The sequence below is a fragment of the Streptomyces tanashiensis genome (assembly GCF_014648895.1).
Taxonomy (GTDB): Bacteria; Actinomycetota; Actinomycetes; order Streptomycetales; family Streptomycetaceae; genus Streptomyces; species Streptomyces tanashiensis.
This window is the reverse complement of record NZ_BMRZ01000003.1, coordinates 48,742-62,644: the sequence shown is the minus strand read 5'-3', so window position 1 is coordinate 62,644 and position 13,903 is coordinate 48,742. Positions and strand designations below refer to the sequence as shown.

Below are 13,903 nucleotides of genomic sequence, written 5' to 3'. Positions count from 1 at the left end.
GCGGTCCGGCCCGTGCAGCCTCGCTCTGCGATGGTCCGGCCACTCCGTGCGACGGGTCAAAGCCCGGCCGGCGAGTCTGTCAGATCCCCCCTCGGGGTATGGGCGGGGCGGGGCCGGGGTATTCCGGGATGCCATGACAGGGGTCTGTGACGGGGTGGCGGAGACGGCTCTGACCTGCGGAGACACGGCGGGAGGTGGCCGGGCCACCATCCGGCGGCCGATTCGGGTGCCGGGTACACCTCGTCCCGGTGGGCGGGGGCGGGTGAGGGTGGTGGAGCAGCGGGAGGGAGCTGCGCAACCTTCGGGCAGGAGTGTCGTGAGTACATCCGTCGCAACCAAGCGCAGGACCGCCACCGGGGCCGTGTCCCCGGCCGTGCCCCTGGGCGTCGTCAGGTCCTCCGGCGGCGCGGCCGATTCGCGCGAGGACGTCTACGCCGAGCTGTGTGCCGCGCTGTTCTCCGGCTTCCCGCGCCGCGATCAGCGCCTGAAGGCCGAGCAGTATCTGCACGGTCTGCTCACGGCGCAGGGCCGCAAGTCGATCCGTAACATCGCCGCCCAGATCGGCGGGCCGGCGGCCGAGCAGAGCCTGCACCACTTCGTGTCCAGCTCCACCTGGGACTGGCAGCCCATGCGGGCCGCGCTGGCCCGGTACCTGGAGCGGAACAGCTGCCCGCAGGCGTGGGTGGTGCGGCCGATGCCGATCCCGAAGGCCGGGGAGCACTCGGTGGGCGTGGACCGGCGTTTCGACCCGGAGCGCGGCCAGGTCTTCCACGGGCAGCAGGCGTTCGGGGTGTGGTTCGCGAGCGACGAGCTGAGCGTGCCCGTCAACTGGCGGCTCTTCCTGCCGGATCCCTGGGTGAACGACCGCACGCGGCGTGACCGCGCGGAGGTCCCCCAGGAGGCCGGTGAGGAGACCCTGGAGGAGTGCGCGGTCGCGGCGGCGCTCGACACCGCCCGCTGGTCCGACGTCACCCGCAAGCCGGTGCTGCTCGACATCCGGGGCGGTGCGGGGCGGGCTGCCCTGACGCGGCTCGCCGGGGCGGGCGTGCCGGTGGTGGCGCGGATCAACCCGGGCTCCCGGCTGGCGATCGCCGACCGTTCGCTGCCGGGCTTCGGAGCCGGCCCGCTGTCCGCCGTGCAGATCCTGGAGTCGCTCAAGGGACTGCGCAGGCCGGTGAGCTGGGTGGACACGGTGGCGGGGGCGCGGACCTCGCGGACCTCGCTGGCGACGGCCGTCCGGGTGGCGCTGCCCTCGCCGGGCGGGGAGCGGATGCGTCCGCTCGTGCTGCTCGGTGAGTGGGACGACCCGCGCCGGGCCCCGGCCCGGGTGTGGATCAGCGATCTGACGGGCTCTCCGGTGGGTTCGCTGGTGCGGATCACGAAGCTCGCCCGCCGGGTGGAGCGGGACTTCGCGGAGGTCGGCGAGGGGGCGGGGCTGCGGGACTTCGTGGGCCGTTCGTTCCGTGGCTGGCACCGTCACATCACGCTGGCCTCGGCGGCCCACGCGGCGACGGTCATGGCCGGCGGCTGGGACGCGGCGTACGGGACGGGCTACGGCGCGGGGCGCTCGGCGAGCTGATCCCCGGCCGGCCGGCGGGTTCCGTCGGTCACGTACTGCGCTCGGGCGGGCCCGGCTGCCGGGCCGGGTCCGCCGTCGCGCGTCCGCGGGCCAGGACCTCCCGGGTGCGCTGGAGGCGCAGCGCCAGCTGGACCTCCAGGACCTGGCCGGGCTTCTGCCATTCGGGGCCGAGGAGTTCGCCGATCCGTTCCAGCCGGCGGGAGACCGTGTTGGGGTGGACGTGGAGCGCCTCGGCCGCGTTCGTGGGGCTGCCGCCCGAGGCGAAGTACGCCTCCAGGGTGTGGGTGAGGTCGGTGAACCGCTCGGCGTCGTAGTCCAGTACGGGTCCGATCGCCGCCTCGACGAAGCCGTCGACGTCGTTGTCGTCGGAGAGCAGCAGTCCGAGGAAGCCGAGGTCCTGCACGGAGGCGGCCGATCCGGTGCCGCCGAGCGCGCTCATCGCGTCCAGGCAGCGGCCGGCCTCCTGGTGGATCCGTCCGATGCCGTCCGGGCTCTGGGCGGGTCCGGCGGCGGCGACGGAGACGGGGTGCCCGAGCAGCGGGGACAGTTCGGCGGCGACGGCCTTGGCGGCCTCCGAGGCGTCGATGCCGGGGAGCAGCAGCACGATGCAGCCGCCCTGCACGGTCTTGAGGCCGGAGAGGCGGTACGCGTACGAGGACGCCCACACGACCGCCCGGCCCTGCTCGCCGCCCTCGGGGCGGGCGAGCACGAGGACGTGGGGTTTGCGCAGGTCGACGCCGAGGCGGCGGGCCCGCTGGGCGATCTGCTGCGGTGCGTGCGGCGGGTCGGCGATGAGGTCGTCGAGGAGTTCGTCGCGGACGGGTCCTTCGGCGACGGCCGTGGAGCGGCGCATCAGGAGGAGGAAGGCGACGGACTGGGCGGCGAGTTCGAGGAGGCGTTCGTCCTCGCCGGTGAGTCCGCCGGCGGCGCGGATGACGAGCCCGCCGAGGTCCTCGGAACCGGCGATGACCGGTGCGACCCAGGTGTCGTCGTCGGCGAGGACCGGGCGGCGGCGGGCGTGGGCGTCGAGGGAGGCCTTGGCGACGGCGTCCTCGTCGAGGCCGGGTATGTCTCCGGCGGCGGCGAGGGGACGGCCGCCGGGGTCGCGGATCAGCACGGTGGCGTCGAGGGCGTCGGCGGCCGCCTTGGCCACGTTGGGCAGGTCGCCGCCGGCGAGGACGAGGTTCATGATGCGGCCGTGGGCCTCGCTGACGTGCCGCATCCGGGTGAGGCTGGTGCGCACCCGGGAGCTGTCGCGCTCCAGTTCGGAGACCTCGGCCCGGGTGCGGTCGAGGAGGCCGGCCTTCTCGACGGCGAGGGCGGCGAGGTCGGCGAGCCCCGCGAGGAGCGCGATCTCCTCCGGGGTGTGGTGGCGGACGCGCCGGTCCGCCCCGTGGAGGGCGCCGATGACGGTGTCCCCGCTGCGCAGCGGCGCGGCGACGATCGCGTGGAGTCCCTCGGAGCGCAGGGCGGACTCGGCGGACTCGTCGAAGGCCGGGGCGTGGACGCCGGCGTCGAGGGAGCCTGAGGGGGCGAAGCGTTCGTCGGCGAGGTAGTCGGCGGTCCAGACGGGTTCGCCGTGGAGCTGGACGGCGCCGCCGAGTCCGTAGCCCTCGGCGATCCGGAGTCCGGGGGTGAGGCGCGGGCCGGGGCCGGTCGCGGCGCGGGACCCTTCGGTGGTGTGGACGTAGCAGGCGCCGTGCGGGCCGCGCAGGGTGACGTACGCGAGGTCGGCGCCGAGGAGCCGCCGGGCGCGGCGGGTGATGACGCGGAGCAGGCTGTCGAGGTCGTAGGAGAGGGTGAGGTCGCGGGCGGTGTCGGTGAGGGTGGTGAGTCCGGCCTCGCGGCGGGCGTCGCGGGCGCGTCCGGTGTGGATCTCGCCGGCGAGTCTCACGGCCCGCTCCAGGCGGTCGAGTTCCTCGCCGGTCAGTCCGGTGCGCCGGGCCTCGTCGACGAGGCTGTCGAAGCGGGCGGGCGGGGCCTGCCGGGCGAGTAGTTCGAGGACCGTGAGCAGCGCGTCGGCACCACCGGCTCCGTCCGCGCCGTCCATCGTCATGGCCCCTGCCCCCGTAGTTGAGCGATAAATCGGGCACCTGGGAGGAAACCCGTACTGCTCGCCGAAAATAATTCGGCTTCGGGAGTCGGTCAACGGTGAGTTGCCGCACTTCATTCCCCGTGGCGGTGATCACTCCGCCGGACGGCCGCCGCGTGGTCGCCGGACCACGGCCCGACGGCTGTCCGACGGCTGCCCGTCGGCCGCCGGATCCGGCGGGCGGTCAGCCGGCGGGCGGTCAGCCGACGGAGCCCGCCGGGACGAGCCGGGGGCGCGCGGGACCGTACCGCTCCGGGGCGTACTGGGCGGGGACGTACGGGACGGGGCTGTACTGCACGGGGATGCGCGGGGCGTACGCGGGCCGGCCGGCCGAGTCCCGGACGGCGAGGACCGAGCGCTGGAGCCGGCGGAGCCGCGCCGAGGGTTCCATGCCGCTCTCGCTCTTGAGGGCCACGCGCAGCCGCTCGTACACGATGAGGGCCTCGTCGTGCTGTCCGCAGCGCAGCAGGGCGACCATGAGGTGGGCGTGGAGGGGTTCGTTGGTGCGGTAGCGGGCGACGAGTCCGGTGAGTTCGGAGACGAGTTCGGCGTGCCGGCCGAGGCCCAACTGGGCTTCCACCCACTGGTCGAGGACGCTGAGCCGGGAGGTTTCGAGGCGCTCGATCTCCCGGCGGAGGCGGGGTCCCGCGGCGACGCCCGCGTAGGGTTCGCCGCGCCACAGGGCGAGCGCCTCGCCGAGCCGGAGCGCGGCCCGGGACAGATCGCCGGCCTCCATGGCGCGGTAGCCCGCGCCGGCCGCGCGCTCGAACTGCCAGACGTCGTTGACGCCGCCGCCGGTGTCGAGCCGGTAGCCGCCGGGCTGGGAGACGAGGATCGCGTCGGCGCTGCGGCGGTCCGACCAGCCGGGCCGCGGCTCCGCCGGGGCGGCGCCCCGCAGGGCGGCCGCGATGAGGTTCCGCAGCTCCGCTATGTGGGCCTGCAGTTCGGCGCGGGCGCCGCGCGGTGCGCCGGACGGCCAGAGCTCCTCGGTCAGGACCGTCACGGGGACGACCTGGTCGGCGCTGGCCGTGAGCAGGGCGAGCAGTTGCCGGGGTGCGGCCGCCGTCGGGGTGATCGACACCCCGTTCTCACGGACCGACAGTCCCCCCAGAATCCGGACGTCCACCTTGCCCCCTCAGTGCCTGTGCGGTGTCTGCGCGCGGGATGACTCTCGATGATTAGAAAAGACCCCCGTAGGCATGTCAATAAGAAACCGGAGGGTACGGAATGACACCCTCGGTTATCGTGGTGATTCACCCCGTTTGTCCGTGTTTCTAGCCGTCAGGATTTCGTCACTGGCGTAGATCTTGTGCATGCCGAAAGATGGTTTCCGGACTCGGAGGTACGCTTTCGCAGGGTCCTTGCAGATGCGGGGAGGGGTGACACGCGCGAGATCACGCCAGAAACCGGCCGGGGGGTACGGTTCTTTCAGGGCCTTTCAGGGGGTTTCAGGCCCCCTCCGGGAGCACGGCGGCGGCGGTGAGCAGCCCGAACGCGAGAACGATCAGGGCCGTGCGCACGCGATGGAAGCCGTTCCAGCGCTTCTCGAAGGCGGACCGGACCACCGACGGGTCGCCCGCCGGGTCGCCCGCCGGCGCCGTCTCGGGCGCCGCGAGGGCCGTGTTGAGCGGGATGTTCCCGCCGATGGTCACCGCATGGTTGAGGACCGCGCAGACGAGCCCCGCGAGGACCAGCCACTTCTGGGTGTCCGTGCGCCCGTCCTGGGGGACGAAGAAGGCGGCCGCGGGGAACGCGATCACGCCGAGGAAGACCGCGAGGAACACGGGCCTCGGCACGTACTCGTTGATCCGGCGCATCGCCGTGACGAACTCGGGGTCCGTCAGACGGGCCAGCGCGGGCATGATCCCGGTCTGGAAGATCAGCATGAAACCGGCGTAGAGCCCGGTGCAACCGACGGCGAGGGCGAGCAGCAGGGTGGCCATGCGGCCATTGTGGCCCGCCGCCCGCCCCACCCGTCAGCTGTACGGGTCACCCGACCTCAACTCGCCCTCGCCCGAGGGGTTTCCGCCCTCCCCCGGACCGAGCAGCCCGGAGGCCTGACGGACGGCGTCGGCCAGCTCGCGGACCACCGCCGAACCCGACCGGTCGGCGATCGCCCCGGCGCGGTCCGCGAGCCACGGCAGCTCCGGGGCGCCGGGCAGACCGCCCCCGCGCAGGGCGTCCGCGAAGTAGGCCGTGATCGCCGTCAGCTGCAGGCTGTCGTGGCCGTCGCCCCAGATGTCGCCGGTCAGCGCGGCCGTCCCGACCGTGCCGGAGCGCTCGTGCGGGGCCCGGGTGGCCGGGTCGAGCCAGCGGACCGTCGCCGTCGCGACCGGTCCGCTCGCCCCGGCCCTGGTCCTGACCGCGTAGAGCGCGGTGACGGTGTGACCGGCCCCGATCTCGCCGCCGTCCACCCGGTCGTTCCGGAAGTCCTCGTCGGCGACCTCCCGGTTCTCGTACCCGATGAGGCGGAACTTCTCGACGGTCCGCCGGTCGAAGGCGACCTGCGCCTTGGCGTCACGGGCACGCAGCTCGACATGGGCGGGCAACTGGTCGACGAAGACCTTCCGGGCCTGCGCCGAGTTGGAGACGTACGTCGTCTGCCCGTCGCCCTTGTCGGCGAGCTTCTCCATGAACGCGTCGCCGAACTCGCTGCCGACACCGACACCGAAGAGCGTGATCCCGTACTCCCTGCGCTCCTCGTCGATGCGCGCGAGAATCGCCTCCGCCTCCGTGGAGCCCGTGTTGGCGAGCGCGTCGGAGAGCAGCACCACCCGGTTCGTGGCGCCCTTCCGGTGGCCTTCGACGGCGACGTCGTAACCGGTGCGGACGCCCGCCTCCACATTGGTGGACGAGCTCGTCGCGAGCGAGTCGACGACCTCGCGGATCCGCCCGCGGGCGTCCCCGACACGGGTCATCGGCAGCCTGGTCTCGGCCTCGTCGCTGAAGGTGACGAGCGCGATCGAGTCGTCGTCGCGGAGCTGGTCGGCGAGCAGCCCCAGGGACTCCTTGACCAGGTCGAGCCGGCCCGGCTCGTCCATCGAGCCGGAGACGTCGACGACGAAGGTGAGGGCGGCGGGCGGGCGTTCGGCGGTGCGGTCCGCGCCCCGGGTGGCGAGCCCGACCCGGACCAGCGACCAGCCGTCCCGCCCGGCGCGGGCCCCGTCGAGGGTCACGCTGAAGCCGTTGTCCGCCGGGCGCGGATAGTCGGGACGGAAGCTGTTGACGAACTCCTCGGGGCGCACGGTCGAGGGTTCGGGCAGCCGCCCCTCGGCCAGGGTGCGGCGGGCGTAGCCGTACGAGGCGGTGTCGACGTCCAGGGCGAAGGTGGACAGGTAGTCGGGCGCCGGCGACGGGGAGCGCTGCTCGCCCTCCTGGGGCGCGGCGGTCCCGGTGCGCGCGCCGTCGGGGACCGCGCCGCCCCCCTTGGGCGCCCGGACGCCGCTCCTGTCGGCATTGCTCCCGTCGCCGCTCGCGCCGCAGCCGCCGACGGCCAGGCCGGCCGCGAGCAGAGCCGCGACCACGGCCGGGAACCGGGCCCCGCGCCGCCGCCCGGTCGGTCTGTCGTTTCGTTCCATCTCATCTCCCCCTCTTCGTAGGGCACTTGTGAATGTGACGAACGAGAGGCCCGCGGGGAGCAGTCGAAGGAGTTGCGGATGGATCTCGATGCGGCAACGGCGACAGGGGTGAACCGGGGTGGCATGGATTCGCCATCCTTCTCAACAGGGGTTGTCACCGTGTGCAGTCACATGCGTACATGGAGTGGACATCGATCGGGCGGGGGTGGTCAGCGGTGGCAGAGAGCGCGGGCTCCGTGATGCTCGCCCGTTCGGCGATGAACCGGGCCGCGACCGAGGGACAGCGGCCCGCCGGGCGGCCGGTCCGGGGTGCGCGGCGCATCAGTGCGGCACTCGCCGGGCTGGCCGCCTCCACCCGGCACGAGCTGCTGACCTTCGACGACCCGGTCGCGTCCGCGGGCTGCGCGATCCCCGAGCCGTTCCTGGAGCTGGCGGGAGCGTGCATGCGGGCCGCGGGCGAACGGGCCGAGGAGGTCAGACGGATCGTCCCGCGGCACGCGCTGCCCCGGCTCGAAGGGGGGCTCCGGATGCCCGGCCGGGCCCGCCTCGCGGAGGCCATCCCGTTCAAGATGATCGTCGTCGACCGGACGGTCGCCGCGGTCCCGCTCGATCTGGAGCTGCTGTACAACGGGCTGCTGCTGATCCGCGACCCGGTCGTGGTGCAGACCCTGGTCCGGACGCATCACGCCTGCTGGGCCGCGGCCGAGGAGCTGACGTACGCGGTGCCTCCCCCGCCACCGCCCCGCGATCTGCCGCCTCAGCTGCGCCCGGTGCTCGACGCCCTCCTGTCGGGGGTCACGGACGAGACGGCCGCCGCCCGGCTCGGCATGTCCGCGCGGACGTACAGCCGCCGGGTGGGCGAGCTGATGGCGGCCCTGGGCACGACGAGCCGCTTCCGCGCGGGTGCGGAAGCGGCTCGGAGGGGGTGGTTGTGACGGCCTCGCGGCCCGGCGTTACGACACGATGTCCTTGCGGGCGAAGCCGCGGAAGGCCAGCGCGAAGAGGACCAGGGCGTACGTCACGGAGATCGCCGTGCCCTTCACCATGCCGCCCCACTCCAGCTGGGGCTGGAGCGCGTCGATCCAGGCGAACTGCCAGTGCGCGGGCAGGAAGTCGCGCCAGTCGCCGAGCGCCGTGACGGCGTCCAGGACGTTGCCGACGATGGTCAGGCCGACGGCGCCGCCCACCGCGCCGAGCGGGGCGTCGGTGCGGGTGGAGAGCCAGAAGGCGAGGCCGGCGGTGACCAGTTGGGAGGCGAAGACGAAGACGACGGCGATCCCGATCCTGAGCAGGGCGTCCCCGGCGGGCACCGAGCCGCCCGTCGGCAGCCGGAGCGGCCCCCAGCCGTAGGCGACCGTGCCCGCGACCAGGGCGATGAGCGGGAGGAGGACCATCGCGGCCGCGCTGTAGGCGAGGGCGACCGTGAGCTTGGAGGCGAGGAGCCGGGAGCGCGGGACGGGCGCGGCGAGCAGGTACCGCAGGGAGGACCAGCTCGCCTCGGAGGCGACGGTGTCCCCGCAGAACAGCGCCACCGGGATGACGAGGAGGAAGCCGGCCGAGACGAAGAGGCAGGTCGCCGCGAAGTTGGCGCCGGAGGCCGTCGCCGTGTCCATGAGGGTGATGCGGCCGTTGCGGTCGCCGTCGCCGGAGCCGCCGATCGCGAAGGCGGCGATCAGGACGAACGGCAGGGCGACGAGGATGCCGCCCATGACCAGGGTGCGTCGCCGCTTCCACTGGCGGAGCGCCTCGACGCGCAGGGGCAGGGTGCGTCCGGGACGGTAGCCGGGGGCACTCGTGGGCGGGGTGGCCGTGGCGGTCACGCGGCGCCTCCGATCAGGGTCAGGAACGCGTCCTCCAGACGCCGGTGGGGGCCGACGCCGGTCAGGGGGACGTCCAGGCGGACGAGTTCGCCGATGAGGGCGGTCGGGTCGATGCCGTCGAGGCGGACCAGGAGCCCCCCGTCGGCGCGGGTCGCCGCGCCGATCCCGGACAGGGCGTCGATCTTCGCGACGAGTGCGTCGTCGATCTCCCCGGCCAGGCTCACCAGCAGGGTGTCGCCGGAGCCGGTGATCTCGGCGACCGGCCCGGCCTGGACGAGCTGCCCCCGGTCCATGACGACCAGATGGGTGCAGGACTGCTCGACCTCGGCGAGGAGGTGGCTGGAGACGATGACGGTCCGGCCGCCGGCCGCGTACCGGATCATCACCTCGCGCATCTCGCGGATCTGCGGCGGGTCGAGTCCGTTGGTGGGCTCGTCCAGGATCAGCAGGTCGGGCAGGCCGAGCATGGCCTGGGCGAGGGCGAGGCGCTGCCGCATGCCCTGCGAGTAGGTGCGGACGGCCCGTTCGAGGGCGCTGCCCAGGTTCGCGATCCGCAGGGCCTCGTCGACGTGCGCGTCCTCGGCGGGACGGCCGGTGGCCTTCCAGTACAGGTCCAGGTTCTCCCGGCCCGACAGGTGCGGCAGGAATCCGGCGCCCTCGACGAAGGCGCCGACCCGGGAGAGCACCGGGGCGCCCGGCCTGATGGCCTGGCCGAAGACCCGGATCTCGCCCTCGTCGGGCGTGATGAGGCCCATCAGCATGCGCAGGGTGGTGGTCTTGCCCGCGCCGTTCGGCCCCAGGAGGCCGAGGACCTGGCCCTGCTCGACGCGGAAGGAGACGTCCCGGACGCTGTACCGCTCACCGCCCTTGTACTTCTTCGACAGGCCGGTGATCTGGAGGGGTACGGCCGCGAGTTCCGGGTCGGGGGCGGGGGCGGCCGTCCTGCGCCGGGCGGTGAGCAGCAGCGCGGCGGCACCGGCGAGGCCGAGGAGCGGCAGGCCCCACACCCACCAGGGCAGGGCGGCGGCCTGGGTGGAGAGGCCGGGGGCGGTGGGCACGGTGAGCGGGCCCTCGACGGCGACGGTGTAGCGGGCGGGGACGGCCGGGGAGGCGTAGCCGAGGTCGGTGGCGGCGACGACGAGCCGCAGCCGGTGCCCGGCCTCCACCTCGTGGTCGATCGCGGGCAGGGTCAGCGTGACGCTCCTCCCGGCCTTGGCTCCGTCGACGCGGACGGGGGTGACGAGCTGCGCGGGCAGCACCTGCTGCCGTCCGTCGGGCCCGACGTCGTAGACCTTGGCGAAGAGGACGGCGGACCCGTCGGCGGCGGTGGAGGCGACCTTGACGCGGACGGTCGGGGTGCCGGTGATCCGCAGGGTCTCGGTCCCCGGCTTCGCGTCGAACCGGGCGTGCTGGCCGGGGAAGTCGAGGGAGAGGCCGACGCCGAGGGAGGAGAGTCCGGAGAGCCCCCCGCCGAGGCCGGGGACGGCGGAGACGGCGGGCGGTGCGGCGCCCGGCGGGTTGGTGAAGGTCTGCGGGGACCCGCCGAGGGCGAGGTCCGTGGTGCCGGAGGTGAGCCCCGGGTAGCGGTCGGCGGTCGCGGCGCGCAGGGTGGCCTGCCCGTCGGTGGAGTCGACGCCGCCGGTGCGGCTGACGCGGAAGGCGGGGCCGGTGTCGACGGAGGTGTCGCGCTTCAGCCAGCGGTCGAACCAGGTGGCGATGCGCCGTTCGACGCGCTCGGTCTCGCGGTCGCCGCCGTCGTGGCCGCCGGCGATCCAGTCGACCGCGACGGGGGCGCCGTTGGCCGTGAGGGTGCGGGCCATCGCGTCGGACTGGGCGAGGGTGAAGAGCGAGTCGGACTGGCCCTGGACGAGGAGCGCGGGCACCTTGACGCGGGCGCCGACGGCGGAGGGGCTGCGGGCTTCGAGGAGGGCGCGGGCGGCCGCGTCGGGCTTCCCCGCGACGGCGACGCGCTGGTAGAGGGAGCACAGCTCGGCGGTGAACCGGCCGCAGCCGTCCCCGGCGGAGGCGCCGCCGGGACGCCCGCCCGGGGAGGAGTCGCCCGGGGAGGACTCGCCCGTGGAGAAGAAGATCCCGGCCCAGAGCTTCTTGAAGACGCCGTTGGGGAAGAGGGCGTCGGCGAGGTTCCAGTAGGTGATCTGGGGGGCGATCGCGTCGACCCGCGGGTCGTGTCCGGCGGCGAGCAGGGAGATCGCGCCGCCGTAGGAGGCGCCGGTGACGCCGACGCGCGGGTCGCCGGCCTTGTCGAGGAGGACCTCGGGGCGGGCCGCGAGCCAGTCGATCAGCTTCCGCACGTCCGCGACCTCGTGGTCGGGGTCGTTGAGGCCGATCTCGCCGGTGGAGGCGCCGAAGCCGCGGGCGGACCAGGTGAGCACGGCGTAGCCCTCGCGGGCGAGGTCCTCGGCCTGGGCGCGGACGTCGTCCTTGGAGCCGCCGAAGCCGTGGCCGAGGAGGACGGCGGGGCGCCGGCCGTCTCCGGCGCCGGTGAAGTACGAGGTGTCGAGCCGTACCCCGTCGACGTCGAGCATCCGGTCCGCGCGGTGCACGGGCGGTGGATCGTCCTGGGCGACGGCGGTCCACGTGCCGGCACCCGCGAGGACGGCGAGCGCGGCGGTGACCGCGGCCCACCGGGGAAGTCGGAGTCGCATGGCGTCGAGCCTAAGCGGCGGCGCCGCGGGGCACGGCTGCCCACGGGCGGAAATCGGCGGCCTCCTCAGGTCGTACGCAGTACGGTCCGCGTACAGCGGGCGCGGTACGCGGAGACGAGGGAGGCGGCGTGGAGAACGGAGACCGGGTGGAGCGGGGAGACGGCGTGGAGATCCGGCGGGCGACGACGGTGGCGGACCTGCTGGCGGCGGAGCACCTGTACGACGGCCCGCCCCGCGAGGACTGGGCGGCCCGCTTCCTGGCGTCCCCCGGCCACCTCATGCTGATCGCGTACGCGGAGGACGGTGTCCCGGCCGGTTTCGTCTCCGGGATCGAGATGCTGCACCCCGACAAGGGGGCGGAGATGTGCCTGTACGAGCTGTCGGTGGACGAGTCCCACCGGCGGCGCGGGATCGGGCGGGCGCTGACGGAGGCGCTGCTCGCGGAGGCGCGGGAGCGCGGCTGCTACGGCGCGTGGGTCGGTGTCGACACCGACAACGCCCCCGCCCTGGCCACCTACCGCTCGGCGGGCTCGGTCGACGAGGGCGTGTTCGCGATGCACGGCTGGCCGCTCGCCGGCGACGAGGTCCGCGGCTGAACGCCCGATGTCCCCGGGGAGCGCGCCCCGGGGACATCGGACGTGGATCAGGTGGGTCAGTGGTTGCGCGGGAAGCCCAGGTCGACGCCCGCGGGGGCCTCGGACGGGTCCGGCCAGCGGGTCGTGACGACCTTGCCGCGGGTGTAGAAGTGCACGCCGTCGTTGCCGTAGATGTGGTGGTCGCCGAAGAGCGAGTCCTTCCAGCCACCGAAGGAGTGGTAGCCCACCGGCACCGGGATCGGCACGTTCACGCCGACCATGCCGGCCTCGACCTCCAGCTGGAAGCGGCGGGCGGCGCCGCCGTCGCGGGTGAAGATCGCGGTGCCGTTGCCGAACGGCGAGGCGTTGATGAGGGCGAGGCCCTCCTCGTACGTCTCGGCGCGCAGCACGCAGAGCACCGGGCCGAAGATCTCGTCCTGGTAGGCCTTGGCCGAGGTCGGCACGTGGTCCAGGAGGGACAGGCCGATCCAGTGGCCGTTCTCGTGGCCCTCGACGGTGTAGCCGGTGCCGTCGAGGACGACCTCGCAGCCCTCGGCGGCCGCGCCGTGGACGTAGGAGGCGACCTTGTCGCGGTGGACGGCCGTGATGAGCGGGCCCATCTCGGAGGTGGGGTCGGTGCCGGGGCCGATCTTGATCTTCTCGGCGCGCTCGCGGATCTTCTGGACGAGCTCGTCGCCGACGGAGCCGACGGCCACGACCGCGGAGATCGCCATGCAGCGCTCGCCGGCGGAGCCGTAGGCCGCCGAGACGGCCGCGTCGGCCGCGGCGTCGAGGTCGGCGTCCGGGAGGACCAGCATGTGGTTCTTCGCGCCGCCGAGCGCCTGGACGCGCTTGCCGTTGGCGGAGGCGGTGGTGTGGATGTACCGGGCGATCGGGGTCGAGCCGACGAAGGAGATCGCGGAGACGTCCGGGTGCTCCAGGAGGCGGTCGACGGCCGCCTTGTCGCCGTGCAGGACGTTGAAGACGCCGTCCGGGAGGCCCGCCTCGGCGAGCAGCTCGGCGATCTTCAGGGACGGCGACGGGTCCTTCTCGCTCGGCTTGAGGATGAAGGTGTTGCCGGTCGCGATGGCGATCGGGAACATCCACATCGGCACCATGGCCGGGAAGTTGAAGGGCGTGATGCCGGCGACGACGCCGACGGGCTGGCGGATCGACGCCACGTCCACGCGGTTCGACACCTGGGTGGAGAGCTCGCCCTTGAGCTGGGTGGTGATGCCGCAGGCCAGGTCGACGATCTCCAGGCCGCGGGCGACCTCGCCGAGGGCGTCCGAGTGGACCTTGCCGTGCTCGGCGACGATCAGCTCGGCGATCGCGTCACGGTTGGCGTCGAGCAGCGCGCGGAACTTGAAGAGGATCGTGGTGCGCTGGGCGAGCGAGGAGGTGCCCCAGGTCGCGAAGGCGTCCTTCGCGGCGGCGACGGCGGCGTCGACCTCGTCGACGGAGGCGAGCGCGACCTGCGTGGTGACGGCGCCGGTGGCCGGGTCGGTGACCGGGCCCCAGTTCCCCGACGTGCCCTCGACGGTCTTGCCACCGATCCAGTGGTGGACGGTCTTCGTCATGACGAGTTACTCC

General features: G+C 73.9%; 10 protein-coding genes. 3 read left to right on the top strand and 7 right to left on the bottom strand.

The window, feature by feature from the left end; genetic code table 11:
• The first annotated feature begins 361 nt into the window (after positions 1–361).
• The gene (locus IE237_RS10940; RefSeq protein WP_435855755.1) at positions 362–1,579 is read left to right on the top strand and encodes an IS701 family transposase; all 1,218 of its coding nucleotides are present in this window, start codon (positions 362–364) and stop codon (positions 1,577–1,579) included.
• Positions 1,580–1,607: 28 nt separating this feature from the next.
• Here IE237_RS10940 and IE237_RS10935 read toward each other — a convergent pair whose 3' ends face one another.
• From IE237_RS10935 to IE237_RS10920, 4 genes are all read right to left on the bottom strand, one after another.
• Positions 1,608–3,635 (bottom strand): helix-turn-helix domain-containing protein, encoded by a 2,028-nt coding sequence (locus IE237_RS10935; protein ID WP_189801712.1) that lies wholly within the window; start codon positions 3,633–3,635, stop codon positions 1,608–1,610.
• A 235-nt stretch (positions 3,636–3,870) separates the two neighbouring features.
• The gene (locus IE237_RS10930) at positions 3,871–4,797 is read right to left on the bottom strand and encodes an AfsR/SARP family transcriptional regulator (protein WP_189801711.1); all 927 of its coding nucleotides are present in this window, start codon (positions 4,795–4,797) and stop codon (positions 3,871–3,873) included.
• Positions 4,798–5,119: 322 nt separating this feature from the next.
• Positions 5,120–5,614: an anthrone oxygenase family protein gene (locus tag IE237_RS10925; protein ID WP_189801710.1), complete on the bottom strand. Its 495-nt coding sequence runs from the start codon at positions 5,612–5,614 to the stop codon at positions 5,120–5,122.
• A gap of 33 nt (positions 5,615–5,647) precedes the next feature.
• Entirely contained in the window at positions 5,648–7,249 is a 1,602-nt protein-coding gene (locus IE237_RS10920; protein WP_189801709.1) for a vWA domain-containing protein, read from the bottom strand.
• Positions 7,250–7,464: 215 nt separating this feature from the next.
• Between IE237_RS10920 and IE237_RS10915 the strand changes: the two genes are divergently transcribed.
• Positions 7,465–8,184, top strand: a complete 720-nt coding sequence (locus tag IE237_RS10915) for a helix-turn-helix domain-containing protein (RefSeq protein WP_189801708.1) — start codon at positions 7,465–7,467, stop codon at positions 8,182–8,184.
• 18 nt (positions 8,185–8,202) lie between these two features.
• Here IE237_RS10915 and IE237_RS10910 read toward each other — a convergent pair whose 3' ends face one another.
• The gene (locus IE237_RS10910) at positions 8,203–9,069 is read right to left on the bottom strand and encodes an ABC transporter permease (RefSeq protein WP_189801707.1); all 867 of its coding nucleotides are present in this window, start codon (positions 9,067–9,069) and stop codon (positions 8,203–8,205) included.
• Positions 9,066–11,735, bottom strand: a complete 2,670-nt coding sequence (locus tag IE237_RS10905) for a CocE/NonD family hydrolase (RefSeq protein ID WP_189801706.1) — start codon at positions 11,733–11,735, stop codon at positions 9,066–9,068. Before IE237_RS10905 ends, IE237_RS10910 begins: the two co-directional genes overlap by 4 nt.
• A gap of 164 nt (positions 11,736–11,899) precedes the next feature.
• Between IE237_RS10905 and IE237_RS10900 the strand changes: the two genes are divergently transcribed.
• Positions 11,900–12,331: a GNAT family N-acetyltransferase gene (locus IE237_RS10900; protein WP_189802530.1), complete on the top strand. Its 432-nt coding sequence runs from the start codon at positions 11,900–11,902 to the stop codon at positions 12,329–12,331.
• A 56-nt stretch (positions 12,332–12,387) separates the two neighbouring features.
• Here the strand turns inward: IE237_RS10900 and mmsA are convergent, their stop codons facing one another.
• Positions 12,388–13,890 carry a CoA-acylating methylmalonate-semialdehyde dehydrogenase gene (gene mmsA / locus IE237_RS10895; RefSeq protein WP_189801705.1) on the bottom strand — a complete coding sequence of 501 codons (1,503 nt, stop codon included), beginning with the start codon at positions 13,888–13,890 and terminating at the stop codon, positions 12,388–12,390.
• Positions 13,891–13,903: the final 13 nt, after the last annotated feature.

Excerpts from the sequence above, each read along its gene's own strand:
- IE237_RS10905 (WP_189801706.1), bottom strand. The coding sequence starts at position 11,735 with ATGCGACTCCGACTTCCCCGGTGGGCCGCGGTCACCGCCGCGCTCGCC.
- mmsA (WP_189801705.1), bottom strand. The coding sequence starts at position 13,890 with ATGACGAAGACCGTCCACCACTGGATCGGTGGCAAGACCGTCGAGGGC.
- IE237_RS10935 (WP_189801712.1), bottom strand. The coding sequence starts at position 3,635 with ATGACGATGGACGGCGCGGACGGAGCCGGTGGTGCCGACGCGCTGCTC.
- IE237_RS10925 (WP_189801710.1), bottom strand. The coding sequence starts at position 5,614 with ATGGCCACCCTGCTGCTCGCCCTCGCCGTCGGTTGCACCGGGCTCTAC.
- IE237_RS10920 (WP_189801709.1), bottom strand. The coding sequence starts at position 7,249 with ATGGAACGAAACGACAGACCGACCGGGCGGCGGCGCGGGGCCCGGTTC.